Genomic DNA, 23768 nt, shown 5'->3' with positions numbered 1-23768 from the left:
GCTCAGTGTGCGCTCGGGGATTCGCACGTCGGCGAAATCGACATGCCACCTCCAGTGCCGTTGTAAACCCCTCTGTCGGTTTTGTGATCGTTCAGGTAGCTCGTATGGGTGCGTGTGACCTGGGGTAATACCGCCATTCCGGTGTCGGCTCCCCGTCCGGTAAGTTGGGAGCCATGAATGCGGAGAGTGACGAGCGCACCGGGGAGTCCGCAGACGGCCAAGATGCCGAACTGGGATCCCGCGCACCGGAGTTCATCAAGTCCCGGCGAGGCCTGCATCTGAGCTGGCAGGTCGGCGTCTTCATCGTGGGACTCGCCGTGGTCGGCGCCGGAGTGGTCATGCTGCCGCTCCCGGGGCCCGGCTGGCTGGTCATCTTCGGCGGCATGGCGATCTGGGCGACCGAGTTCGTCTGGGCCCAGCTCGTGCTCCGCTGGACCAAGCGCAAGGTCACCGAGGCCGCCCAGCGCGCCCTCGACCCCAAGGTCCGCCGCCGGAACATCATCCTCACCGCCATCGGCCTGGTGATCATCGCCGCACTGCTGGGCGTCTACCTCTGGAAGTTCGGCTTCGTCATGCCGTGGAAGATCGACGAGTGACCCTCGGGTGGTTCGGGAGCCCCGCTGACATGCGGTAATGTTTGCGGTGCGCCGGGCGATTAGCTCAGTGGGAGAGCACTTCGTTCACACCGAAGGGGTCACTGGTTCGAACCCAGTATCGCCCACCACCCGGTCCGAAGGCCCGAGACGGAACACCGTCCCGGGCCTTCGGCGTTTCACCGCATCCGCGCGACCCGGTCCCTGAGGCGCCGGGCGTCCCGCAGCCGCTGCTCGTACGTGGCGCCCGCCGCGAGCAGCAGGAGCCCGGCCAGGGCCGGCGGCAGCCAGCGCGGCAGCGCGCCCACCACCTGCACCACGTACGGGGCCAGCTCGTGCAGCCCGTCCAGGGCGAGCACCGTGCCGCCGAGGACCAGGAGCGCCTGGAGCCGGAAGCGGGCGCCGAGCAGCGTCACTGCCAGGGCCGCGACGCCGAGCGCCAGCGGGCGCGGCCACTCCGGGTCCGTCCAGGCCGCCACGAGGCTCGGCAGGAGCGTCGCCGCGAGACCGGGGCCGTACGCCGTCCAGGACGAGGCCTCCGGGTCCCGGCGCCGCCGCAGGAACCCGACGACGAGGGCGGGCACGGTCACGGGCAGCGTGTACGCCTCCGGGGTCGTGACCTCCCACACCGCGAGCCGCACCCAGGTGGCCAGCAGGAACAGCACCGCCGCCGTCCACGAGGCGAACCGCCGCCGCTCGGGCCGCACGGCCGTCCCCGCCGCGATCACCCCGCCGAGGGCCAGGGCGAGCGCCAGGAACGCCGGCCGGGACGCGGCGATCCCGAGGGCGAGCAGTCCCACGGTCCCGCCGGTGATCTCGACAGTGAGGGCCACCGGGCGGGCCTTGGCGCCGACGGCCGCCGTGGCCGCCGGGACGACCAGCAGGGTGAGCGCCGTCCAGTGGTCCTCGAACCCGCCGGCGGCGGACACCGCGAACACGAGTCCCGTCGCCGCGAGCACGGCTCCGCAGGCCGAAACCGTCCGGCGCACGTCCGTACCGAGCCAGGCGACCGCCGTGAGGAGCCCGAGCATCATCCCGAGCGCGGCGAACGTGGCCCCCCGGACGTCCAGGGCGAGCGCCACCGCGCTCAGGGCCGAGGCCAGACCGCCGGCGTACGCGAGCAGGCCGAGGAGGGTCCCGGGCTCCGTGGCGCGAGCCTGAGGGCGGGGCCGAGAGGGCGCCCAGCCGGGCCAGGGTGCGCCCGGCGAGGGCGGAGCGGAAGGGGCGGAGGTCGTCCCGGCGGCCGGGGCGTCCGCGGCAGGCTTCTCCGCCGTCGGTGCCCCGGGGGTGTCGGCCGTTCCGGCGGTTCCGGCCTCGGGACGAGGCAGGCCGCGGGTCAGCGGCCCCGGGCGGACGGCGCACGCCAGCGCCGTCGCGGTCGTCAGGAGCTGCAGGGCGAGCGTCGCCGCGTACGGCAGGCCGAGGGAGACCGGCAGGGCGGTCAGGAGCGCCCAGACCAGGGCGAGCGCCCCGCAGCGGGCCCACAGCCGGGGGAGCGCCGCGAGGACGGCGGCGGCCACCGCCAGGACCAGGACGGCCGTCCCCGGGTACGAGGTCAGCGCGCGTTCGGCGTGCTCGCCCGACCAGACCTCCGTCGTCCGGGCCACCGGCCCCAGGAGCCCCACCGCCACCGGCGGCAACGCCCAGACGACCCCGAGCGCGGCGACTCCGGCCCCCGCACCGGCCAGCCCGAGCCGGGCGCCGTTCGGCAGCAGTCGCGACACGGTGGAGTCCGAGGTGTGGCCTGATCCCGAAGCCGAAGCCGAAGCCGAAGCCGCTCCCACGCGCCACACCGATGCCAGGGCCAGCCCGCACAGCACGTACGCCGGCACCGTCCAGTCCGTCGGGACCGCCGAACGCAGCAGGCCGCCCAGCGCCGTCACCGTCGCCAGGCCCGCGATCGCCGAGGCCGCCACCGCGAGCGCGGGCGTCCGCCGGGCCACGTACAGCGTCACCGCCGCACCGGCCAGGAGCAGCGCCGCGCCACTCCACGGCGAGGTGAGCGAGAGCCAGCCGCCCGTCAGGAGCGCCCAGCCGCCCAGCGCCGTCGCACCGGTGGCCGCCGTGATCCGGACCGCCGCCGGCCGGGTCCACAGGACGATCGCCCCGTCTGCCGCGGCCGTGACGAGCGCCGCCCACGCGAAGGCCGTCGGTCCGCCCCCGGCCGCGAGCACGCCCAGCGGCAGCGGGAGCTGCCCGGCGACCACGGCGGCCGGCAGCGGGATCCGCAGCCGGGACAGGACCGAGCCGTACGCCGTCCACGCGCCCGCCAGGACCCCGGCGGCCACCGCCGTGTACCCGAGGCCGTCCGTCTCCGGCAGCGCCACCCGGTGCAGCGCGTACGCGTCCAGCACCATCAGGGCCAGCCCGAGCGCCGCCACCGACTCGGCCGTCGACACCAGGCTCCGGCGCAGCAGCGCAACCGGCGCCGCCAGGGCCGCCGAGGTGACCGCGAACAGGACCGCCGCGCGGCCGCCGATCCCCATCGAGCCCCAGCTCACCAGGGTGAACGCCACCGCCGCGATGGTCAGCAGGGTGCCGCCGAGCGTCAGCAGGACGTTCTGCGCGCTCCGCGGCGTCGAGTCCGCCACCGGCGGGCGGGGCCGCGGCGCCACCGAGGCGGCCGGCGCGTACAGCACCTGGATCAGCCAGGCGCGCCGGGTCAGCAACTGGGACCGGCGTGCGTCGAGTTGGGCCAGCTCACGGTCGACGAGCACCAGCTCGTCCGCGGGCGGCAGGGAGTTGTCCATGTCCGGAGTGTGGCCCCGGCCACACCTGGCGGGAATGCGTCCGGGTACTCATCTTCCGGCTCCGGCGGTCTGAGTACGTCCACACTGGGGGCATGGACTGGTGCCGGTACCGCTTCCGCAGCGTCTGGCGGCTCGCCGCCCCGCCCGACGTCGTCTACGCCGTGCTCGCACGCGCCGAGGAGTACCCCCGCTGGTGGCCCCAGGTCCGCGAGGTCGTCCCCGTCGACGACATCACCGGCACCGCCCGCTTCCGCTCCCTGCTCCCGTACGACATCGTCGTCACCGCCCGCGCCCTGCGCCGCGACCCCGCGGCCCGGGTCCTGGAGGTCGGACTCGGCGGCGACCTGGAGGGCTGGGCCCGCTGGACCCTCGCCCCGGACGGCGTCGGCACCCGCGCCCTGTACGAGCAGGAGGTCGAGGTCCGCGCCCGCCTTCTGCGCGTCCTCGCCGCCCCCGGTCGACCCGTGTTCCGCGCCAACCACGCCCTGATGATGCGCGGGGGAAGACGCGGACTCGCCACCCACCTGCGACGGGTTTGAACGAAGGGCGCGAAGGCCTGTATGGTTCAACCCGTTCCCGGGCGATTAGCTCAGCGGGAGAGCACTTCGTTCACACCGAAGGGGTCACTGGTTCGATCCCAGTATCGCCCACCGGGTAGAGGCCGGTCCGTCGAAAGACGGACCGGCCTCTGTCATGTGTCGGGCCGCCCTGCCGAGTTCAGGCCGCCGTGCCCAGCTCCGGCCGCAGCGGCCACGACGGGTCCACCGTCTCCGGCGTCCCCTGCCGGGTGAACCACGCCTGGAGGCCCCGCGCCTGCGCCGCGTGCCACACCGACTGCAGCGTATGGAGCTCCGCCGGCGTCAGCCGTTCGAGCCGGGACGAGAAACGCCGCGCCACCGCCCGTACGACATCGAGCGCCGCCGTCGCGTCCGCCGCCGCGTCGTGCGCCCCCGCCAGGTCCACCTCGTAGTGCGCACACAGGTCCGTCAGCGTCCGACGGCCCTTCCGGTAGCGGTCCAGATGCTTGTCCAGGACCCGCGGGTCGAGGACGCACAGCGGGGTGCTCGCCAGATAGTCGCCGAGCGTGGACGCCCGGTGTCTGCGCAGCTCGCGGTCGAGGATCGTCAGATCGAACGGCGCGTTCATCACCACCAGCGGACGCCCCGCTGCGATCTGCTCGGCCAGCGCGCGCGCCAGCTCCTCCATCACCGGAGCCGGCCACCGGCCGTTCCGCTGGAGGTGATCGTCCGTCAGGCCGTGCACGGCGGTGGCCCCCTCGGGCACCGGTATGCCCGGATTGACCAGCCACCGCGTCACCCGCGGACGCGCCCCGGCCGTGTCCTGTACGACGAGGGCGGCGGACACGATCCGGTCGCCCTCGACGTCGACTCCTGTGGTCTCCGTGTCGAAAGCGGCCAGGGGCCCTTCGTACCAGTGCATCGTCATCCCTGAACTCCCTGCACACGTGCGGCAGATGGCCAACCCCCTGCCCCGAAACGGTGATACCCGGACTGTTTGCGCCGTACGCGGACCGGTCACAACACAAGGGACGGGGAAGGAAATCGACATGGCGCTCGCCCAGCCCGAGTCGGGAGGGTTGCCGCCCCAGCGGCTGGCACCGACGCGCGGCTCACTCGCCACCACCGCCTGCATGGAGACCCTCCAGGTGGGATACCTGCACGCCGTCGCCGCCGCGGCCGGCTGCTCGCTGTCCCAGCCCTTTCCGGACAACGGCATCGACTGGCACGTGAGCCACGGCTCTCCCGGCCACACCGTCGACGACGAAGTGACCATCAAGGTGCAGCTCAAGTGCACCTACCAGGTACCGCCGCGCCCGGCCGGAAGCACGTTCTCGTTCACCCTCGACAACGACCACCTGGTGAAACTCGCCAGGACCCCGGTGTCCGTACACAAGATCCTCGTCGTGATGCTCGTCCCGAGGTCGCAGGACGACTGGCTGAGAGCACGTCACGACCGGCTCGACCTGCGGCACTGCTGCTACTGGATCAACCTGGCCGGACACCCGGTCACCGGACAGCGCCGGACCACCGTGCGCATACCGACGACACGGATCTTCGACGACCGGGCGCTGTGCGAGATCATGACCCGGGTCGGCGTGGGAGGGAGACCTTGATGCACCGACCGATCGACGAACCGAGGTTCGGGGACGAAGGGGGCGGGGCCGGACACGGCCCCGTCGCCGTTCCGCCGCCCTACCGGCCCCACCCGGCGCCCGGCGAGACCCCCGGACCGTGGACCGGCGTCCCCGGCCCGCCCACCGGCCCCTGGGCCGACAGCCAGGGCGCGCCCGACCCGGGCAGGGTCGACCCGCGCGTCCTCGGCGCCCTCCTCGCCCGCCACGGGTGGCGGCGGCGCGGCGGCGCGGCCGGCCGCTACAGCCGCTGGACCCCGCCCGGCAGCGGCACCGGCACCAGCCTCCTCGTCCCGGAGAGCCGCGCCTTCCCGGACTGCGAGGACCTGCTCGGCGAGGCGCTCACCGCCCTCGCCCACAGCGCCACGCCCTCCGCCCGCGAGGTCCTCACCGGCCTCGCCGTGCCCAGCGACGAGATCCGCTGGTGGCGCGACGTGCCCCCGGGCCCGGCCGGCACCGTCCCCTGGACCGTGCAGGAACAGCTCAGGTCCGCCGCCCGCCAGCTGCTCCTCGCCGGCGCCCTCGCCGTACGCGGCCGGGCCGGCTATTACGGGGCCAGGCACCGGCGCCCCGCCCAGACCTCCCTGGAGACCGTCGTCGTCGGCGCGGGACCCGGCGGGCGCGGCCTCACCGCCTTCCTGCCCGTCGAACCCGGCCGCCCGATCGCCGTCCGGCTCTACCACGCGCTGCACGCGGCCCGGGAGGCCACCGACTACCAGCGGGCCACCGGCGGCATGGAGGCCTTCGACGCCGCCGTCGAGGCGGGTGTCAGCCGAGAACTCACCGAAGCCCTCGTCGCCCTCGTCCGCGGCACCGAGGGCGCCCGGATCGCCCTGGAGTGGGCCCCCTCGGCCGGGGCGCCCGCGGGCTGCGCCGCCCGGCCCGAACCGGTCGAGTTCTCGCCGGGCGACCTTCCGGCCCTGCGCGAGGCGAGTGCCCGCTACCTGACCGGCGAGCCGTCCGTACCGGTCCGGCTCACCGGCGCCGTCGTCCGCATGCGCCGCTCCGGGCCGCGCGGCGAGGGCACCGTACGCCTCCGGGTGCTCGGCGGCGCCGAGGTCCCGCACGTCCGCGTCCGCCTGGACGAGGAGGCGTACCGCACCGCCGGGCACGCCCATCTCGTCGGGCTCCCGATCCGGGTGGTGGGCCGCCTGGAGAGCCGGGGCGGTTTCCGCCGCCTCACCGACGCGTCCGGGGTCGTACCCGTCCAGGTCGACGAGACGGAACGGGACCGGCTGATGAAGTCCCTCCAGGAGAACCTCGACTTCTTCGAGGAGGCGTGCGGTCCGGACGAGGGATAGCGCCGGACCCGGCACGACCTGGGGGAAACCCTTTCGCGGGCGGGTCGGTCCCCTCGGTAGGATCAGCGGTGCGCGGCACCTCGTCTCTGTCGCGCATCGCCGGCGCCGGCACCTCGTGTCTGCTTGCGCCCCTATGTACGGAGTACCCGTGTCTGATGTCCGTGTGACCGTCCAGTCCGCCTCGGAAGCAGAGGAGAGGGCGGTGAGCGCGGGCACCACCGCCGGCGCCCTGTTCGCCGACGACCGCACCATCATCGCCGCCCGCGTCGGCGGCGACCTGAAGGACCTGTCGTACGAGCTCTCCGACGGCGACGTCGTCGAGGGCGTCGAGATCTCCTCCCCGGACGGTCTCGACATCCTGCGCCACTCGACCGCGCACGTCATGGCCCAGGCCGTGCAGGAGCTCTTCCCCGAGGCCAAGCTGGGCATCGGCCCGCCGGTCCGGGACGGCTTCTACTACGACTTCGACGTCGAGAAGCCCTTCACTCCCGAGGACCTCAAGGTCATCGAGAAGAAGATGCAGGAGATCCAGAAGCGCGGCCAGCGCTTCGCCCGCCGCGTGGTGACCGACGAGGACGCCCGCGCCGAGCTGGCGGACGAGCCGTACAAGCTGGAGCTCATCGGCATCAAGGGCTCCGCGTCGACCGACGACGGCGCCAACGTCGAGGTGGGCGGCGGCGAGCTGACCATCTACGACAACCTCGACGCCAAGACCGGCGACCTGTGCTGGAAGGACCTCTGCCGCGGTCCGCACCTGCCCACCACCCGGAACATCCCGGCGTTCAAGCTGATGCGCAACGCCGCCGCCTACTGGCGCGGCAGCGAGAAGAACCCGATGCTCCAGCGCATCTACGGCACCGCCTGGCCGTCGAAGGAGGAGCTGAAGGCCCACCTCGACTTCCTCGCCGAGGCCGAGAAGCGCGACCACCGCAAGCTCGGCAACGAGCTGGACCTCTTCTCCATCCCGGACGAGATCGGCTCCGGCCTCGCCGTCTTCCACCCCAAGGGCGGCATCATCCGCCGGGTCATGGAGGACTACTCGCGCAAGCGCCACGAGGAGGAGGGCTACGAGTTCGTCTACTCGCCGCACGCCACCAAGGGCAAGCTGTTCGAGAAGTCGGGCCACCTCGACTGGTACGCCGAGGGCATGTACCCCCCCATGCAGCTCGACGAGGGCGTGGACTACTACCTCAAGCCCATGAACTGCCCGATGCACAACCTGATCTTCGACGCGCGCGGCCGTTCGTACCGTGAACTTCCGCTGCGCCTCTTCGAGTTCGGCACCGTGTACCGGTACGAGAAGTCCGGCGTCGTGCACGGCCTGACCCGCGCCCGCGGCTTCACCCAGGACGACGCGCACATCTACTGCACCAAGGAGCAGATGGCGGAGGAGCTCGACAAGACCCTCACCTTCGTCCTGAACCTGCTCCGTGACTACGGTCTGACCGACTTCTACCTGGAGCTGTCCACCAAGGACCCGGAGAAGTTCGTCGGCTCGGACGAGATCTGGGAGGAGGCCACCGCGGTCCTCCAGCAGGTCGCCGAGAAGCAGGGCCTCCCGCTGACCCCCGACCCGGGCGGCGCCGCGTTCTACGGCCCGAAGATCTCGGTGCAGGCGCGCGACGCCATCGGCCGCACCTGGCAGATGTCGACCGTGCAGCTCGACTTCAACCTGCCGGAGCGCTTCGACCTGGAGTACACCTCCCCGGACGGCACCAAGCAGCGCCCGGTCATGATCCACCGCGCGCTGTTCGGCTCGATCGAGCGCTTCTTCGCGGTGCTCCTGGAGCACTACGCGGGTGCGATGCCGCCGTGGCTGGCGCCCGTCCAGGCGACCGGCATCCCGATCGGCGACGCGCACGTCGACTACCTGCACGAGTTCGCCGCCAAGGCGAAGAAGCAGGGCCTGCGGGTGGACGTCGACTCCTCCTCGGACCGGATGCAGAAGAAGATCCGGAACGCGCAGAAGCAGAAGGTCCCGTTCATGATCATCGCGGGTGACGAGGACATGGCCGCCGGCGCCGTCTCCTTCCGCTACCGCGACGGTTCGCAGGAGAACGGCATCCCCGTCGACGAGGCCATCGCCAAGATCGCCAAGATCGTCGAGGACCGCGTCCAGGTCTGACCCGCCGATCGCACGGGCTCAGGAGGCCCCCGGGGTACCACCCGGGGGCCTCTTCTCGTCCTCCCGCGTGAACGTCTGGATCAGCCAGGACGAGAACGAACCCGTGACAGCTCCGATCAGGGCGACTCCGCACGCCATCATGCCCACCGCGATGAACCGGCCGGTCATGGTCACCGGGGTGACGTCGCCGTAGCCCACCGTCGTCAGCGTCTCGGCGGCCCACCAGAGGGCGTCGCCGAAGGTGCGGATCGTGGCCCCCGAGGCGCCGCGCTCGTGCTGGTAGACGCCGAGCGCGCCCGCGAAACCGAGCAGGCTGACCGTGAGGCTGCAGTAGGCCATGACGCGGGCGTAGAGGGTCAGGCGCGGCTTGTCGCGGCGGCGCTGGATCCGGTCGTAGATCTTCACCATCTGCAGCGGCCGCAGCAGCGGCAGCAGCAGCACGATCGTGCCCAGGAGGTGCGCGCGGACGAAGCGCAGTGGACCGAGGCCGCTGAGCCGGAGCCGCACCACGTAGTCGACGATGAAGACGCCCCACGCCCCGAGCGTGACCGCCAGGCAGAGGTCCAGCCAGACCTGGTCCATGCCGTGGGCGAGCACCCGCACCGTGTACCCGGCGAGGAAGAGCAGGGATGCCACCGCGAGTGGTACCTCCATGCGACGGTCCCAGCGCTCCTGCTTCTCCGGCCTCGCGTCCATCGGATCAGCATGGCCGCTGCATGGATCTTCCGCCCCGACGACACGTTCCGAACGGGCGACGCAATATGCTGCACAGCATGACGACTGAGCCGGAGCAGCAGATCGGAGTGGGGACGCGGGACGCGTTCCAGCGCCTGTGGACGCCTCATCGGATGGCGTACATCCAGGGCGAGAACAAGCCGACCGGACCAGGCGCCGAGGACGGCTGTCCGTTCTGCTCGATTCCGTCGAAGTCGGACGAGGACGGTCTGGTGATCGCCCGTGGCCAGAGCGTGTACACGGTCCTCAACCTGTACCCGTACAACGGCGGTCACCTGATGGTCGTCCCCTACCGTCACGTCGCCGACTACACGGACCTGGACGCGGCGGAGACGGCGGAACTGGCCGACTTCACCAAGCGCGCGATGGTCGCGCTGCGGGCGGCCTCCGGTGCGCACGGCTTCAACATCGGCATGAACCAGGGCGCCGTCGCCGGTGCCGGGATCGCCGCGCATCTGCACCAGCACGTGGTGCCGCGCTGGGGCGGGGACACGAACTTCATGCCGGTCGTCGGTCACACCAAGGTGCTGCCGCAGCTCCTCGCGGACACCCGGAAGATGCTGGCCGACGCCTGGCCGTCCGGCATCTGATCCGTACGCGAAGGGCCCGGGCCACCGTGGGTGGACCCGGGCCCTTCGCCGTACGGCCCGTCACGCGTCGTAGACGTCGGCCTTCTTCGGGCCCGGGTCCTGGACGGCGCCGCTGAGGAACAGCGAGCGGTTGGTGAAGCGCTCCGTGTCCACGCCGTGGTCGTCGAGCATCTTGACGGTCGCCGAGTGGACCGCCCGGAGCACCGGCGTCGCCATCCGTATGGCGTCGTCGGCCATGAAGCGGTTCTTCCAGAGCGGACCGGCCCAGACGTGCCGCAGCCCGAAGGGCTCGGGCAGGACCATCTTGCCGCCGAGGAACTCCAGGACCGGCGGGTACCAGGTGAGCGGGGCGCGCACCGCGAGCCGGACGATGTCGTCGGTCTCCAGGAGCGGCTGCTGGATCTCCTTCGTCTCCCAGAAGCGGACGGTCTTGGAGACCTCCTTGGTCTTCGCCTTCGGCTTCGTGGTGAAGAGGCCGTGGACGGGACCCAGCGCGTGGCCGGTGACCTCGACCCGGAGCGTGTGATGGAGCGAGGTCACCGTCACCATCATCGTGAGGACGAGGTTCCCGTCCCAGAGGGTGAACTGCACGCCGAGGTAGTGGCGGTTGCCCGCGCCGAACTGCTGGTCGTTGCAGATGCGCTGTATCTCGTGCGGCTTGACCTGGAAGTGGACGATGTTGTCGCCCTCGGGGCGGGTGACCTCGTCGGCGCCCTCGCCGACCGCGGAGACGATCCAGTGCTTGACGGTCGGCTTCGGGAAGCCGGTCTTGAGGGAACCGCGCTCCAGGAGCGTGAGTTGGTCGTGGATCTTGCGGACGACGTCCCAGGCGCGGAAGTCGTGGATCTCCCGGCCGGCCTGGGGGACGAGCTCCTCGGCGAGCGTCCAGCTGCCCCAGCGGGTGCCCAGACCGAGGATTCCCTTGCCGCCGGCGTAGAAGGCGATGTTGGACTGCTGCTCGGCGGAGAGCTTCTCCAGGTTCAGCCGGAGCTCCTCCGCCGACTTCTCGGCGGGGTCGTGGGGAACGGACTTCGGCACCTGGGGGCCGACGCCGCCGCCGCTGAGCAGGGCGGCCCAGCGCTCCCGCAGGTCGACCGCGGACCTGTCGCAGATCCGGCGGGCGAGGAACCAGCCGACGACCGGCGCCACGATCATGGCGCGCAGATAGTTCGGCAGGATCCCGTCGAAGGGCAGCTTGAGCAGGACGAGCACGGCGAAGATCCCGGCCGCCCACAGGAGGGCCGAGCCGACCACACTGGTCCGCTTGTTCTCGGAGCCGGCGGCGATCCGGCGAAGGTGGACGACGCCGAGCCAGAGCAGCAGACCGGGCAGGAAGAGGACACCGAAGACGAAGGTGACCATGGTCAGCCGGGCATCGCGCTGCCGGCGGATGTGGGTGGCCGCGAGCGCGTGCTCGACCACCGGCTGCGGTTCCGCGCCGAAGGACTGGATCAGGGCCTTGCGGCCACCGCCGAGCATGCGGACCTGGACGGCGCGGGAGAAGGCCTCACCGAGGTCGGGACGGAAGAGCTTCTCCCACTTCCCGCCCTTGACGGCTGTCTTGTAGAGGTCGTTGTCGGCCTCCTGAATCGTCTTGAGCGGGCTGTCCCGGTATGCGGCGGACGCGAGCGCGTTCGTCGCCCCCGTGCCACCGCCGGAGCCCGTGAGGGGGACCTGAGCCCCGGGTCCGAAGCCATCGAAAGCCACTGCCGCCCCCATCGCGCGCGAGTATCTGTGCGGGCTGTTCCCAACTGCCGCGCCCCGCACACCTTCTGAGCTGGGCACCACAGCGTAACCGGGGACCGTCGTCTGCGTCACTGCCTGTGGATACCGACGGCCGAATGACGTTCGCCCGGCATGCGCCGGGCGAACGGGATCAGCTGTCACTCCGTCAATCAGGCGCTGTTTCAGGCCTGTTCACGGATCTTCTCGGCGAGATGCGGCGGCATCGGCTCGTGCCGGGCGTACGTACGGTCGAACCGGCCGGTGCCGTGCGAAACGGACCGCAGATCGATCGCGTACCGCCCGATCTCGATCTCCGGCACCTCGGCCCTGACCAGGGTCCGCCCGGGTCCGGCCTGGTCGGTGCCGACGACCCGGCCGCGCCGCCCCGACAGATCGCTCATCACGGGACCGACGTACTCGTCGGGCACCAGGACCTGGACCTCGGCGACCGGCTCCAGGAGGTGGACGGCGACCTCGGCCGCCGCCTCGCGCAGCGCGAGCGCCCCGGCCGTCTGGAAAGCGGCGTCGGAGGAGTCCACCGAGTGGGCCTTGCCGTCCCGCAGGGTGACCCGGATGTCGACGAGCGGATAGCCCGCGGCGACACCCCGCGCGGCCTGGGCCCGTACGCCCTTCTCGACCGAGGGGATGAACTGGCGGGGGACCGACCCGCCGACCACCTTGTCGACGAACTCGATGCCGCTGCCCGGCGGGAGCGGCTCCACGTCGATCTCGCAGATGGCGTACTGGCCGTGGCCGCCGGACTGTTTGACGTGCCGGCCCCGGCCGGCCGAGGCGCCGCCGAAGGTCTCGCGCAGCGCCACCTTGTACGGCACGGCGTCGACCTGGACCCCGTACCGGCCGCGGAGGCGTTCGAGGACGACGTCCTGGTGGGCCTCTCCCAGGCACCACAGCACCACCTGCCGGGTGTCCTGGTTCTGTTCGAGACGCAGCGTCGGATCCTCGGCGACCAGCCGCGCCAGGCCCTGCGAGAGCCGGTCCTCGTCCGCCTTCCCGTGGGCCTGGACCGCGAGCGGGAGCAACGGCTCCGGCATCGTCCACGGCTCCATCAGGAGCGGATCATCCTTCGCGGAGATCGTGTCGCCCGTCTCGGCGCGCCCCAGCCGGGCCACGCAGGCCAGGTCCCCGGCGATGCAGTGGGACATGGGCCGCTGCTGCTTGCCGAACGGGGAGGTGAGACCGCCGATGCGTTCGTCGACATCGTGGTCCTCGTGGCCCCGGTCGGCGAGGCCGTGACCCGAGACATGCACGGTCTCGTCGGGGCGCAGGGTGCCGGAGAAGACCCGGACCAGGGAGACCCGGCCCACATAGGGATCGGCGGCGGTCTTCACGACCTCGGCGACCAGGGGGCCCTCGGGATCGCAGGTGATCGGGGGCCGGGGCCGGCCGTCCGGGGTGGTCACGGCGGGCGGCTCGTGCTCCAGGGGGGAGGGGAAGCCGCCGGTGATGAGTTCGAGGAGTTCGAGGGTGCCGAGGCCCTGCGTACCGCCGTCGGCGGCGGGCGCGGCAGCGAGCACCGGATGGAAGGCGCCCCGGGCGACGGCCTTCTCCAGGTCGCCGACGAGCGTCTTCACATCGATCGGCTCGCCGCCCAGGTAGCGGTCCATGAGGGTCTCGTCCTCGCTCTCGGCGATGATCCCCTCGATCAGCCGGGCGCGGGCCTCCGCGATGAGTTCCCGCTGCTCCTCGTCGGGCGGGCTCTCCTTCCGTACCCCCGTGGAGTAGTCGAAGATCCGCTCCGAGAGCAGACCGACCAGACCGGTCGCGGGCGCGTGCCCGTCGGCACCCTCGTCGCCGCGCACCGGCAGGTAGAGGGGGAGGACGGCGTCCGGGTCGTCGTGGCCGAAGAGGGAGGCGCAGACGGCGGTCAGTTCGCTGAAGTCGGTACGGGCGGTGTCGAGGTGGGTCACGACGATGGCGCGGGGCATGCCGACGGCGGCGCACTCCTCCCAGATCATCCGGGTGGAGGCGGCGACCGCGTCGGCCTCCTGGGCCGCCGAGACGACGAAGAGGGCCGCGTCCGCCGCGCGCAGACCGGCCCTCAGCTCCCCGACGAAGTCGGCGTACCCGGGGGTGTCGAGGAGGTTGATCTTGTACCCGTCCCAGCCGACCGGGACGAGGGAGAGCTGTACGGAGCGATGCTGGCGGTGCTCGATCTCGTCGTAGTCGGAGACGGTGCCGCCGTCCTCGACCCGGCCCGCCCGGTTGAGCGCCCCGGCGGTCTGCGCGAGCGCCTCGACCAGGGTCGTCTTGCCCGATCCGCTGTGGCCGACCAGCACCACGTTCCGTACGGCCGTGGGCCGGTCGGCCGTCAAGGCCCTGCCGGCGGCTCCGGCTGCCGTGTTCGCCTTGTCACCCATGATGTGTTCCTCCCGACTGCTCGCACGACGCTGCGGGACGCGGGCGCGGGGGAGTGGTGTGTCGCGGTACGGCTCCGGCGGGTGCCCGCGGTGGTCCTTCGAGCTTTGCACCGACGCAAGGAGCCGTCCATACGTCGTACCCCGGCGGGCCTCGTCGAGGCCCTCTCCGGCGCCCCGACACGCCCAAACGTCGTACTCGGGAGGGCCCTCGGAGGGACGCCGACGCGGCGGGGCGGGTGCCCGCCCGTACGCCGGGGCGCGCGTGACTACGATGGGTGAGCCGGTGGTCGTAGGGGCCGCGCGGCCCACCGAACCTCGGGAAGGCCATGCTGAACAAGTACGCGCGTGCATTTTTTACGCGTGTCCTCACACCGTTCGCCGCGTTTCTGCTCCGCAGGGGCGTCAGCCCCGACGCGGTCACGCTCATCGGCACGGCGGGAGTGATGGCCGGTGCGCTGGTCTTCTTCCCCCGCGGGGAGTTCTTCTGGGGCACCATCGTCATCACCCTCTTCGTCTTCTCCGACCTCGTCGACGGCAACATGGCCCGGCAGGCGGGGATCTCCAGCCGATGGGGCGCCTTCCTCGACTCGACGCTCGACCGGGTCGCCGACGGCGCGATCTTCGGCGGCTTCGCGCTCTGGTACGCGGGCAAGGGCGACGACAACGTGCTGTGCGCCGTGGCGATCTTCTGCCTGGCGAGCGGTCAGGTCGTGTCGTACACGAAGGCCCGTGGTGAATCGATTGGCCTGCCCGTCGCCGTCAACGGTCTGATCGAACGCGCCGAGCGCCTGGTGATCTCGCTGGTCGCCGCCGGCCTCGCCGGGCTCCACACGTTCGGCGTCCCCGGGGTCGAGGTCCTGCTGCCGATCGCCCTGTGGATCGTGGCCGTCGGCAGCGCCGTCACCCTGGGCCAGCGCGTGGTGACCGTACGACGTGAATCGGCCGAGGCGGACGCCGCCGCGGCCGGGGGGAACGGGGCGGCGACATGAGCACGCTGAAGGACAGGCTGAGCGACGGGCTGTACGGAGCCGGCTGGGCGACCGTCAAGAAGCTGCCCGAGCCGGTGGCCGCGGGCCTTGGCCGGCGGATCGCCGACTTCGCGTGGAAGAAGCGCGGCAAGAGCGTCCTGCGCCTTGAGGCCAACCTCGCGCGCGTGGTGCCGGACGCCACGCCCGAGCGGCTCGCCGAGCTGTCGAAGGCCGGCATGCGCTCGTACATGCGGTACTGGATGGAGTCCTTCCGGCTGCCGACCTGGAGTACGGAGCAGGTCGAGCGCGGGGTGGACATCAAGGACGTCCACCATCTGCAGGACGGCCTCGCCGCCGGTCGTGGGGTCATCCTGGCGCTGCCGCACCTGGCCAACTGGGACCTGGCCGGGGTGTGGGTGACCCGCTGCCTCGGCGTGCCGTTCACGACGGTCGCGGAGCGGCTCAAGCCGGAGACGCTGTACGACCGTTTCGTCGCCTACCGCGAGTCCCTGGGCATGGAGGTCCTGCCGCACACCGGGGGCTCCGCCTTCGGCACGCTGGCGCGGCGGCTGCGGGCGGGCGGCCTGATCTGCCTGGTCGCCGACCGCGACCTGTCGGCCTCCGGCACCGAGGTCACCTTCTTCGGTGCCACGGCGCGGATGCCGGCCGGACCCGCGATACTCGCCCAGCAGACCGGCGCGCTGCTGCTGCCGGTGACGCTCTGGTACGACGAGACGGCGGTCATGAGGGGGCGCATCCACGCCCCCGTCGACGTACCCGAGTCAGGTACACGGGCCGAGAAGACGTCCGTGATGACACAGGCGCTGGCAGACGCCTTCGCCGGCGGCATCGCGGACCACCCGGAGGACTGGCACATGCTGCAACGACTGTGGCTCTCGGACCTGGAGGAACGCCCGGACACCGGTGCGGTCGCCGGGACTCCGGGCGTGGAGACCGCGGGTGCCGCGACCGACGGTGTCGGGACCGCGGGCGCCGAGCGGGGCGGGGAGCGCGGCGAGTGAAGATCGGGATCGTCTGCCCATACTCGTGGGACGTGCCGGGCGGCGTCCAGTTCCACATCCGCGACCTCGCCGAGCACCTCATCCGGCTCGGCCACGAGGTCTCCGTCCTCGCGCCCGCCGACGACGAGACCCCGCTGCCGTCGTACGTCGTGTCCGCGGGCCGGGCCGTCCCCGTGTCGTACAACGGCTCGGTGGCCCGGCTCAGCTTCGGCTTCCTCTCCGCCGCTCGGGTGCGCCGCTGGCTGCACGACGGCACCTTCGACGTCGTCCACATCCACGAGCCGACCTCGCCGTCCCTGGGGCTGCTCACCTGCTGGGCGGCGCAGGGGCCGATCGTGGCCACCTTCCACACGTCGAACCCGCGCTCGCGGGCCATGATCGCCGCGTATCCGATCCTCCAGCCGGCCCTGGAGAAGATCAGCGCCCGCATCGCGGTGAGCGAGTACGCGCGCCGCACCCTCGTCGAGCACCTCGGCGGAGACGCCGTCGTCATCCCCAACGGGGTCGACGTGGACTTCTTCGCGCGCGCCGAGCCGAAGAAGGAGTGGCAGGGCGAGACCCTCGGCTTCATCGGCCGCATCGACGAGCCCAGGAAGGGCCTGCCCGTCCTCATGCGGGCGCTGCCCAGGATCCTCACCGAGCGCCCCGGCGCGCGGCTCCTGGTCGCCGGACGCGGGGACGAGCAGGAGGCGGTGGCCTCGCTGCCGCGCGAGATGCGCTCCCGGGTGGAGTTCCTCGGCATGGTCAGCGACGAGGACAAGGCGCGGCTGCTGCGCAGCGTCGACGTGTACGTGGCCCCCAACACCGGCGGCGAGAGCTTCGGCATCATCCTCGTCGAGGCGCTGTCCGCCGGCGCGCCGGTCCTCGCCTCCGACCTGGACGCCTTCGCCCAGGTCCTCGACCAGGGGGCGGCGGGCGACCTCTTCACCAACGAGGACGCGGACGCGCTCGCGGACGCGGCGATCCGGCTCCTCGGCGACGAGGATCGGCGCGCGGGCCTCAGCGCCCGGGGCTCCGCCCATGTGCGCCGCTTCGACTGGGCCACGGTCGGCGCGGACATCCTCGCGGTCTACGAGACGGTCACGGACGGCGCGGCGGCGGTGGACACGGACGAACGAGTGGGCCTGCGCGCAAGGCTGGGCCTGTAGAGCCTGCGCCCCGCGCCGTGTGGTCCGCACTCGCCCTCGCGGTGCGGGCCGCGCCCACCCGGACCGGGGAAGGGGTGCCGCCGCCCCGGTAGCCTTTCCGCCCGTGACCGAAACCCTGATCTGGACCGTCGTCGCGCTGATTCTCATCGGCGTCTATCTCAGCTGGACCGCCGGACGGCTCGACCGGCTGCACTCCCGTATCGACGCCGCCCGCGCGGCCCTCGACGCGCAGCTGTTGCGCCGGGCCTCGGTCACCCAGGAGCTGGCGACCTCCGGTGTTCTCGATCCGGCCGCCTCGATCGTGCTGTACGAGGCCGCGCACGCCGCACGGCAGGCCGAGGAGGACCATCGTGAGGTCGCCGAGAGCGAGTTGAGCCAGGCCCTGCGGGTCGTGTTCGGCGAGCCCGAGCAGGTGGAGCTCGTACGGGAGGCTCCCGGTGGCGTGGAGGCCGCCGAGGAGCTGGCGGCATCGGTCCGGCGGGTGCCGATGGCCCGCCGCTTCCACAACGACGCGGTACGCGCCGCCCGCGCGCTGCGCCGTCACCGCAAGGTCCGCTGGTTCCGGCTCGCGGGCCACGCGCCGTTCCCGCTGGCCTTCGAAATGGACGATGAGCCGCCGGTGGCCCTTGCTGATCGTCCGGCCTGACGCCCATAGCCTGCGAAAACGATCCACCGGGTCCACATTGGCCCTTGCTGTGGACCGCATGTGGACTGTTTCCTCGACCTAGTCGTCAACCCCCGTTGTCACGAGTGAGGTCCCCGTGTCCACCACGCCTTCCGTTTCCCCCCAGTCCCCCGAGACCGGCACCGCCCGTGTGAAGCGCGGCATGGCCGAGCAGCTCAAGGGCGGCGTGATCATGGACGTGGTCAACGCCGAGCAGGCGAAGATCGCCGAGGACGCCGGCGCCGTGGCCGTCATGGCCCTGGAGCGGGTCCCCGCGGACATCCGCAAGGACGGCGGCGTGGCCCGCATGTCCGACCCGAACATGATCGAAGAGATCATCGGCGCGGTGTCCATCCCGGTCATGGCCAAGTCCCGTATCGGCCACTTCGTCGAGGCCCAGGTCCTGCAGTCCCTCGGTGTCGACTACATCGACGAGTCCGAGGTCCTCACCCCGGCCGACGAGGTCAACCACTCCGACAAGTGGGCCTTCACGACCCCCTTCGTCTGTGGTGCCACCAACCTGGGCGAGGCCCTGCGCCGCATCGCCGAGGGCGCGGCCATGATCCGCTCCAAGGGCGAGGCCGGCACCGGCAACGTCGTCGAGGCCGTCCGCCACCTGCGTCAGATCAAGAACGAGATCGCCCGCCTGCGCGGCTTCGACAACAACGAGCTGTTCGCCGCCGCCAAGGACCTGCGCGCTCCGTACGAGCTCGTCAAGGAGGTCGCCGAGCTCGGCAAGCTCCCCGTGGTGCTCTTCTCCGCCGGTGGCGTCGCCACCCCCGCCGACGCCGCGCTCATGCGCCAGCTCGGCGCCGAGGGCGTCTTCGTCGGCTCCGGCATCTTCAAGTCGGGCGACCCGGCCAAGCGCGCCGCCGCCATCGTGAAGGCCACCACCTTCTACGACGACCCGAAGATCATCGCGGACGCCTCCCGCAACCTGGGCGAGGCCATGGTCGGCATCAACTGCGACACCCTCCCCGAGTCCGAGCGCTACGCCAACCGCGGCTGGTAATCACTCATGAGCACACCCGTGATCGGTGTCCTGGCACTCCAGGGCGACGTACGGGAGCACCTGATCGCCCTGGCCGCGGCTGACGCCGTGGCCAGGCCGGTCCGGCGCCCCGAAGAGTTGGCCGAGATCGACGGTCTGGTCATCCCCGGCGGGGAGTCCACCACCATCTCCAAGCTGGCCGAGCTGTTCGGCATGGCGGAGCCGCTGCGCGAGCGCATCGCCGCCGGCCTGCCGGTCTACGGCACCTGCGCCGGTCTGATCATGCTCGCCGAGAAGATCCTCGACCCGCGTTCGGGCCAGGAGACCTTCGGTGGCATCGACATGATCGTCCGCCGTAACGCCTTCGGGCGACAGAACGAGTCCTTCGAGGCCGGCGTCACCGTCGCGGGCATCGAGGACGGACCCGTCGAGGGCGTCTTCATCCGGGCCCCCTGGGTGGAGTCCGTCGGCGCCGAGGTCGAGGTCCTCGCCGAGCACGAGGGTCACATCGTCGCCGTGCGGCAGGGCCGGGTGCTGGCGACCTCGTTCCACCCCGAGCTCACCGGGGATCACCGCATTCACGCCCTGTTCGTCGACATGGTGCGCGCGGCAGGCTGATCCGATCCCGGTAGGATCTCTGGGGTTCGTTCAGAAATGGGTTACGCGAAGGAGACAGGCAGATGTCCGGCCACTCTAAATGGGCTACGACGAAGCACAAGAAGGCCGTGATCGACGCCAAGCGCGGCAAGCTCTTCGCGAAGCTGATCAAGAACATCGAGGTCGCGGCCCGCACGGGCGGCGCCGACCTGGACGGTAACCCGACGCTGTTCGACGCCGTCCAGAAGGCGAAGAAGCAGTCGGTCCCGAACAAGAACATCGACTCCGCGCTCAAGCGCGGAGCGGGTCTCGAGGCCGGCGGCGCCGACTACGCCACGATCATGTACGAGGGCTACGGCCCGAACGGTGTCGCGGTGCTCATCGAGTGCCTCACCGACAACCGCAACCGCGCCGCCTCCGACGTGCGCGTGGCCATGACCCGCAACGGCGGTTCCATGGCCGACCCGGGCTCGGTCTCGTACCTGTTCAACCGCAAGGGCGTCGTCGTGCTCCCCAAGGGCGAGCTGTCCGAGGACGACGTCCTGGAGACGGTGCTCGAAGCCGGCGCGGAGGAGGTCAACGACCTCGGTGAGTCCTTCGAGATCATCAGCGAGGCCACCGACCTGGTCGCGGTCCGCACCGCCCTCCAGGAGGCCGGTATCGACTACGACTCCGCCGAGTCCAGCTTCGTCCCGACCATGCAGGTGGAGCTCGACGAGGACGGCGCGCGCAAGATGTTCAAGCTGATCGACGCGCTGGAGGACAGCGACGACGTGCAGAACGTCTTCGCCAACTTCGACGTCAGCGACGAGGTCATGGAGAAGGTCGACGCCTGATCGCGGTCGTTGATCGCGGTCGTCGACCGAAGCGGTTCCGCAGCGGGCCGACGGGGACACACCCCCGTCGGCCCGCTCTCGTTCGTGCGGCGTTGTCGGTGGCAGCCGATAGCCTGCACAAACAGGTGAGCGAGGAGGGGGTGCGGCGTGCGTGTTCTCGGGGTGGACCCGGGTCTGACCCGGTGCGGCGTCGGCGTCGTCGAGGGCGTCGCCGGACGGCCCCTCACCATGCTCGGCGTGGGCGTGGTGCGGACGGCCGCGGACGACGACATCGGAGTGCGCCTCGTCGGCATCGAGCGCGGCATCGAGGAGTGGCTCGACCGCTTCTCGCCCGAACTCGTCGCCGTGGAGCGGGTGTTCAGCCAGCACAACGTGCGTACGGTGATGGGCACCGCCCAGGCGAGTGCCGTCGCCATGCTGTGCGCCTCGCGCCGCGGCATCCCCGTCGCCCTGCACACCCCCAGTGAGGTCAAGGCCGCCGTCACCGGCAGCGGACGCGCCGACAAGGCGCAGGTCGGAGCCATGGTGACCCGCCTGCTCCGGCTCTCCGCGCCGCCGAAGCCCGCCGATGCCGCCGACGCCCTCGCCCTCGCCATCTGTCACATCTGGCGGGCACCCGCCCAGAACCGTCTCCAGCAGGCCGTCGCCGAGAACCGTCTCCAGCAGGCGGTCGCCCGGCAGGCGGCCGCAGTGAAAGGCCGAACCCGATGATCGCCTTCGTCAGCGGCCCGGTCGCCGCGCTCGCCCCCACCACGGCCGTCATCGAGGTCGGCGGCGTGGGCATGGCCGTCCAGTGCACCCCGGGGACCCTCGCGGGACTGCGGATCGGCGAGGACGCCCGGCTCGCCACCTCCCTCGTCGTCCGCGAGGACTCCCTCACCCTGTACGGCTTCGCCGACGACGACGAGCGGCAGGTCTTCGAGCTCCTCCAGACCGCCAGCGGCGTCGGGCCCCGCCTCGCGCAGGCCATGCTCGGCGTGCACAGCCCGGACGCGCTGCGCATCGCCGTGTCCACCGGTGACGAGAAGGCCCTCATGGCCGTCCCCGGCATCGGCAAGAAGGGCGCACAGAAACTCCTCCTCGAACTGAAGGACAAGCTCGGCACGCCGCTCGGCAGCAGCGGCATGGTCGGAGCCCAGCGCGCGGCGGCCGCCGGGCCCGCGCCGTGGACGGAGCAGCTGTCCGCCGCCCTCATCGGCCTCGGCTACGCGTCGCGCGAGGCGGAGGAGGCGGTGGCCGCGGTGGCCCCGCAGGCCGAGGAGGCGATCGCCGCGGGCGGCTCGGCGCCGGTGCCGCAGCTGCTGCGCGCGGCCCTGCAGTCCCTGAACCGCGCGCGCTGACGCCGAACCACCGCGCGGGCCCCTCCCCCCGCGCCTTCCCGAAACCGGGGCTCGCCCCGGACCCGCGCCTCACACGCCGGCGGGGCCGAACGTCACCACCGCACCACCACCCGAGAAGGCAGAACATCCGTGAACTGGGACGACGAGACCACCGGCGACGACGAGGCACGTATCGTCGGGGCCTCCGCCGAGGGGGACGACCAGGCCGTCGAGGCGGCGCTGCGGCCCAAGGACCTCAGTGAGTTCGTCGGCCAGGAGAAGGTGCGCCAGCAGCTCGACCTGGTCCTCAAGGCCGCCCGTCAGCGCGGCGCCACCGCCGACCACGTGCTGCTCTCCGGCGCCCCCGGCCTCGGCAAGACCACCCTCTCGATGATCATCGCCGCGGAGATGAACGCGCCGATCCGCATCACCTCGGGCCCCGCCATCCAGCACGCCGGAGACCTCGCCGCGATCCTCTCCTCCCTCCAGGAGGGCGAGATCCTCTTCCTCGACGAGATCCACCGCATGTCCCGGCCCGCCGAGGAGATGCTCTACATGGCGATGGAGGACTTCCGCGTCGACGTCATCGTCGGCAAGGGCCCCGGCGCCACCGCGATCCCGCTCGAACTCCCGCCGTTCACCCTGGTCGGCGCCACCACCAGGGCCGGACTCCTGCCGCCGCCGCTGCGCGACCGCTTCGGCTTCACCGGCCACATGGAGTTCTACGACCCGGCCGAGCTGCAGCGCGTCATCCACCGCTCCGCCGGACTCCTCGACGTCGAGATCGACCCGGCGGGCGCCGCCGAGATCGCCGGCCGGTCCCGCGGCACCCCCCGCATCGCCAACCGTCTGCTGCGCCGCGTCCGCGACTACGCGCAGGTCAGGGCCGACGGAGACATCACCAGGGAGATCGCGGAGGCGGCCCTCAGCGTGTACGAGGTCGACGGCCGCGGCCTCGACCGGCTCGACCGTGCCGTCCTGGAGGCCCTGCTCAAGCTTTTCGGCGGCGGCCCGGTCGGTCTCTCCACCCTCGCGGTCGCCGTGGGGGAGGAGCGCGAGACCGTCGAGGAGGTCGCCGAACCCTTCCTCGTAAGGGAAGGTCTGCTGGCCCGTACGCCCCGTGGTCGGGTCGCGACTCCCGCGGCATGGGCGCACCTCGGACTCGTTCCGCCGCAGGCTGCGGGCCCGGGGACGCCAGGAAGCGGACAACAGGGGCTCTTCGGGGCGTGACGGTGCTGACACTCGCCCGGACAGGAACCAGGGTGCGATGCTGGACGTTGTTCCATCGATGCGGACTCGCCTAGACTCCGCCGATGCCGCCCTTTCTGGTCGGCGCGCCCACCCCCGAAGATCAGGCCGCGGGTTCTCCGCGACCGTGCGAAGGAAACCCGTCCCGTGAGCATCGTGACCCTCCTCCCCTTCATCGTCCTCATCGGGGCCATGTTCCTGATGACCCGCTCTGCCAAGAAGAAGCAGCAGGCGGCGGCGGCGATGCGCAATGAGATGCAGCCCGGCACCGGCGTACGGACGATCGGGGGGATGTACGCCACCGTCAAGGAGATCGGCGACGAGACCGTCCTCCTCGAGGTCGCGCCCGGCGTCCACGCCGTCTACGCGAAGAACGCGATCGGCGCCGTCCTCGAGGACTCCGAGTACAACCGCATCGTCCACGGTGACGATGAGGACTCGGACTCCGACACCGTCGTCCCGGACGACGCCTCGTCGCTGACCGAGGCCGCCGAGGCCACGGAGGCCGCCGAGGTCGAGGACGCGCCGAAGGCCGACCTGACGAAGAAGGCGGACGCGGCCGAGGCCGCGGCCGAGGGGCAGAAGGACGGCAAGACCGACGGCGAGACCGACGCGAAGTAGTCGCG

At 71.8% G+C, this 23768-nt stretch carries 22 protein-coding genes and 2 tRNA genes; 19 read left to right on the top strand and 5 right to left on the bottom strand.

Annotated features, from left to right (window positions below; genetic code table 11):
• The first annotated feature begins 173 nt into the window (after positions 1 to 173).
• Both OG514_RS00845 and OG514_RS00840 read left to right on the top strand, forming a co-directional pair.
• The gene (locus tag OG514_RS00845) at positions 174 to 596 is read left to right on the top strand and encodes a TIGR02611 family protein (RefSeq protein WP_266889750.1); all 423 of its coding nucleotides are present in this window, start codon (positions 174 to 176) and stop codon (positions 594 to 596) included.
• A gap of 53 nt (positions 597 to 649) precedes the next feature.
• Positions 650 to 724 (top strand) — tRNA-Val (locus tag OG514_RS00840).
• Between the two features lie 48 nt (positions 725 to 772).
• Here OG514_RS00840 and OG514_RS00835 read toward each other — a convergent pair.
• A complete protein-coding gene (locus OG514_RS00835; RefSeq protein WP_266889748.1) occupies positions 773 to 3343 on the bottom strand; it encodes an SCO7613 C-terminal domain-containing membrane protein in 2571 nt (856 codons plus the stop codon).
• Positions 3344 to 3435: 92 nt separating this feature from the next.
• Between OG514_RS00835 and OG514_RS00830 the strand changes: the two genes are divergently transcribed.
• Both OG514_RS00830 and OG514_RS00825 read left to right on the top strand, forming a co-directional pair.
• Positions 3436 to 3882 carry an SRPBCC family protein gene (locus OG514_RS00830; RefSeq protein ID WP_266889746.1) on the top strand — a complete coding sequence of 149 codons (447 nt, stop codon included), beginning with the start codon at positions 3436 to 3438 and terminating at the stop codon, positions 3880 to 3882.
• 39 nt (positions 3883 to 3921) lie between these two features.
• Positions 3922 to 3993, top strand: a tRNA-Val gene (locus OG514_RS00825).
• 67 nt (positions 3994 to 4060) lie between these two features.
• Here OG514_RS00825 and OG514_RS00820 read toward each other — a convergent pair.
• On the bottom strand, positions 4061 to 4789 hold the full coding sequence (locus OG514_RS00820; protein WP_266889744.1) for a 3'-5' exonuclease: 729 nt from the start codon (positions 4787 to 4789) through the stop codon (positions 4061 to 4063).
• 121 nt (positions 4790 to 4910) lie between these two features.
• Between OG514_RS00820 and OG514_RS00815 the strand changes: the two genes are divergently transcribed.
• From OG514_RS00815 to thrS, 3 genes are all read left to right on the top strand, one after another.
• A complete protein-coding gene (locus tag OG514_RS00815; RefSeq protein WP_266889742.1) occupies positions 4911 to 5477 on the top strand; it encodes a DUF4365 domain-containing protein in 567 nt (188 codons plus the stop codon).
• Positions 5477 to 6796: a hypothetical protein gene (locus OG514_RS00810; RefSeq protein ID WP_266889741.1), complete on the top strand. Its 1320-nt coding sequence runs from the start codon at positions 5477 to 5479 to the stop codon at positions 6794 to 6796. Before OG514_RS00815 ends, OG514_RS00810 begins: the two co-directional genes overlap by 1 nt.
• A gap of 148 nt (positions 6797 to 6944) precedes the next feature.
• On the top strand, positions 6945 to 8921 hold the full coding sequence (gene thrS, locus OG514_RS00805) for a threonine--tRNA ligase (RefSeq protein WP_266889739.1): 1977 nt from the start codon (positions 6945 to 6947) through the stop codon (positions 8919 to 8921).
• A gap of 18 nt (positions 8922 to 8939) precedes the next feature.
• On the opposite strand, the gene OG514_RS00800 is transcribed toward thrS, so the two are convergent.
• Entirely contained in the window at positions 8940 to 9617 is a 678-nt protein-coding gene (locus OG514_RS00800; protein ID WP_266889736.1) for a potassium channel family protein, read from the bottom strand.
• Positions 9618 to 9682: 65 nt separating this feature from the next.
• Between OG514_RS00800 and OG514_RS00795 the strand changes: the two genes are divergently transcribed.
• Positions 9683 to 10246, top strand: coding sequence for an HIT domain-containing protein (locus tag OG514_RS00795; protein ID WP_266889733.1), 564 nt, complete (start codon positions 9683 to 9685; stop codon positions 10244 to 10246).
• Positions 10247 to 10306: 60 nt separating this feature from the next.
• Here OG514_RS00795 and OG514_RS00790 read toward each other — a convergent pair whose 3' ends face one another.
• A complete protein-coding gene (locus OG514_RS00790; RefSeq protein WP_266889730.1) occupies positions 10307 to 11965 on the bottom strand; it encodes a hypothetical protein in 1659 nt (552 codons plus the stop codon).
• Between the two features lie 188 nt (positions 11966 to 12153).
• On the bottom strand, positions 12154 to 14349 hold the full coding sequence (locus OG514_RS00785) for an elongation factor G-like protein EF-G2 (protein WP_266889727.1): 2196 nt from the start codon (positions 14347 to 14349) through the stop codon (positions 12154 to 12156).
• 326 nt (positions 14350 to 14675) lie between these two features.
• Between OG514_RS00785 and pgsA the strand changes: the two genes are divergently transcribed.
• From pgsA to yajC, 11 genes are all read left to right on the top strand, one after another.
• Complete coding sequence (gene pgsA, locus OG514_RS00780; RefSeq protein WP_266889725.1) at positions 14676 to 15338, top strand: phosphatidylinositol phosphate synthase; 663 nt, start codon at positions 14676 to 14678, stop codon at positions 15336 to 15338.
• Complete coding sequence (locus OG514_RS00775; protein WP_266889722.1) at positions 15335 to 16339, top strand: phosphatidylinositol mannoside acyltransferase; 1005 nt, start codon at positions 15335 to 15337, stop codon at positions 16337 to 16339. Before pgsA ends, OG514_RS00775 begins: the two co-directional genes overlap by 4 nt.
• Positions 16336 to 17487: a glycosyltransferase family 4 protein gene (locus OG514_RS00770; protein WP_266889719.1), complete on the top strand. Its 1152-nt coding sequence runs from the start codon at positions 16336 to 16338 to the stop codon at positions 17485 to 17487. Before OG514_RS00775 ends, OG514_RS00770 begins: the two co-directional genes overlap by 4 nt.
• 103 nt (positions 17488 to 17590) lie before the next feature.
• Positions 17591 to 18133 carry a hypothetical protein gene (locus tag OG514_RS00765; protein ID WP_266889716.1) on the top strand — a complete coding sequence of 181 codons (543 nt, stop codon included), beginning with the start codon at positions 17591 to 17593 and terminating at the stop codon, positions 18131 to 18133.
• A gap of 115 nt (positions 18134 to 18248) precedes the next feature.
• Positions 18249 to 19163: a pyridoxal 5'-phosphate synthase lyase subunit PdxS gene (gene pdxS, locus OG514_RS00760; RefSeq protein ID WP_030204560.1), complete on the top strand. Its 915-nt coding sequence runs from the start codon at positions 18249 to 18251 to the stop codon at positions 19161 to 19163.
• Between the two features lie 6 nt (positions 19164 to 19169).
• Complete coding sequence (gene pdxT / locus OG514_RS00755) at positions 19170 to 19760, top strand: pyridoxal 5'-phosphate synthase glutaminase subunit PdxT (RefSeq protein ID WP_266889712.1); 591 nt, start codon at positions 19170 to 19172, stop codon at positions 19758 to 19760.
• Between the two features lie 62 nt (positions 19761 to 19822).
• Entirely contained in the window at positions 19823 to 20575 is a 753-nt protein-coding gene (locus tag OG514_RS00750; protein ID WP_266889710.1) for a YebC/PmpR family DNA-binding transcriptional regulator, read from the top strand.
• A 147-nt stretch (positions 20576 to 20722) separates the two neighbouring features.
• Entirely contained in the window at positions 20723 to 21286 is a 564-nt protein-coding gene (ruvC, locus tag OG514_RS00745) for a crossover junction endodeoxyribonuclease RuvC (protein ID WP_073914711.1), read from the top strand.
• Positions 21283 to 21915, top strand: a complete 633-nt coding sequence (gene ruvA, locus OG514_RS00740) for a Holliday junction branch migration protein RuvA (RefSeq protein ID WP_266889705.1) — start codon at positions 21283 to 21285, stop codon at positions 21913 to 21915. The genes ruvC and ruvA overlap by 4 nt, the downstream gene beginning before the upstream one ends.
• Before the next feature lie 129 nt (positions 21916 to 22044).
• Positions 22045 to 23124: a Holliday junction branch migration DNA helicase RuvB gene (gene ruvB / locus OG514_RS00735; protein ID WP_266889704.1), complete on the top strand. Its 1080-nt coding sequence runs from the start codon at positions 22045 to 22047 to the stop codon at positions 23122 to 23124.
• 165 nt (positions 23125 to 23289) lie between these two features.
• The gene (gene yajC / locus OG514_RS00730) at positions 23290 to 23763 is read left to right on the top strand and encodes a preprotein translocase subunit YajC (RefSeq protein ID WP_266889701.1); all 474 of its coding nucleotides are present in this window, start codon (positions 23290 to 23292) and stop codon (positions 23761 to 23763) included.
• Positions 23764 to 23768 lie beyond the last annotated feature (5 nt).

The organism is Streptomyces sp. NBC_00572, from assembly GCF_026341815.1.
Lineage (GTDB): Bacteria > Actinomycetota > Actinomycetes > Streptomycetales > Streptomycetaceae > Streptomyces.
Note: the sequence above shows the minus strand (reverse complement) of the source record. Positions and strands in the feature narration are given on the sequence as shown.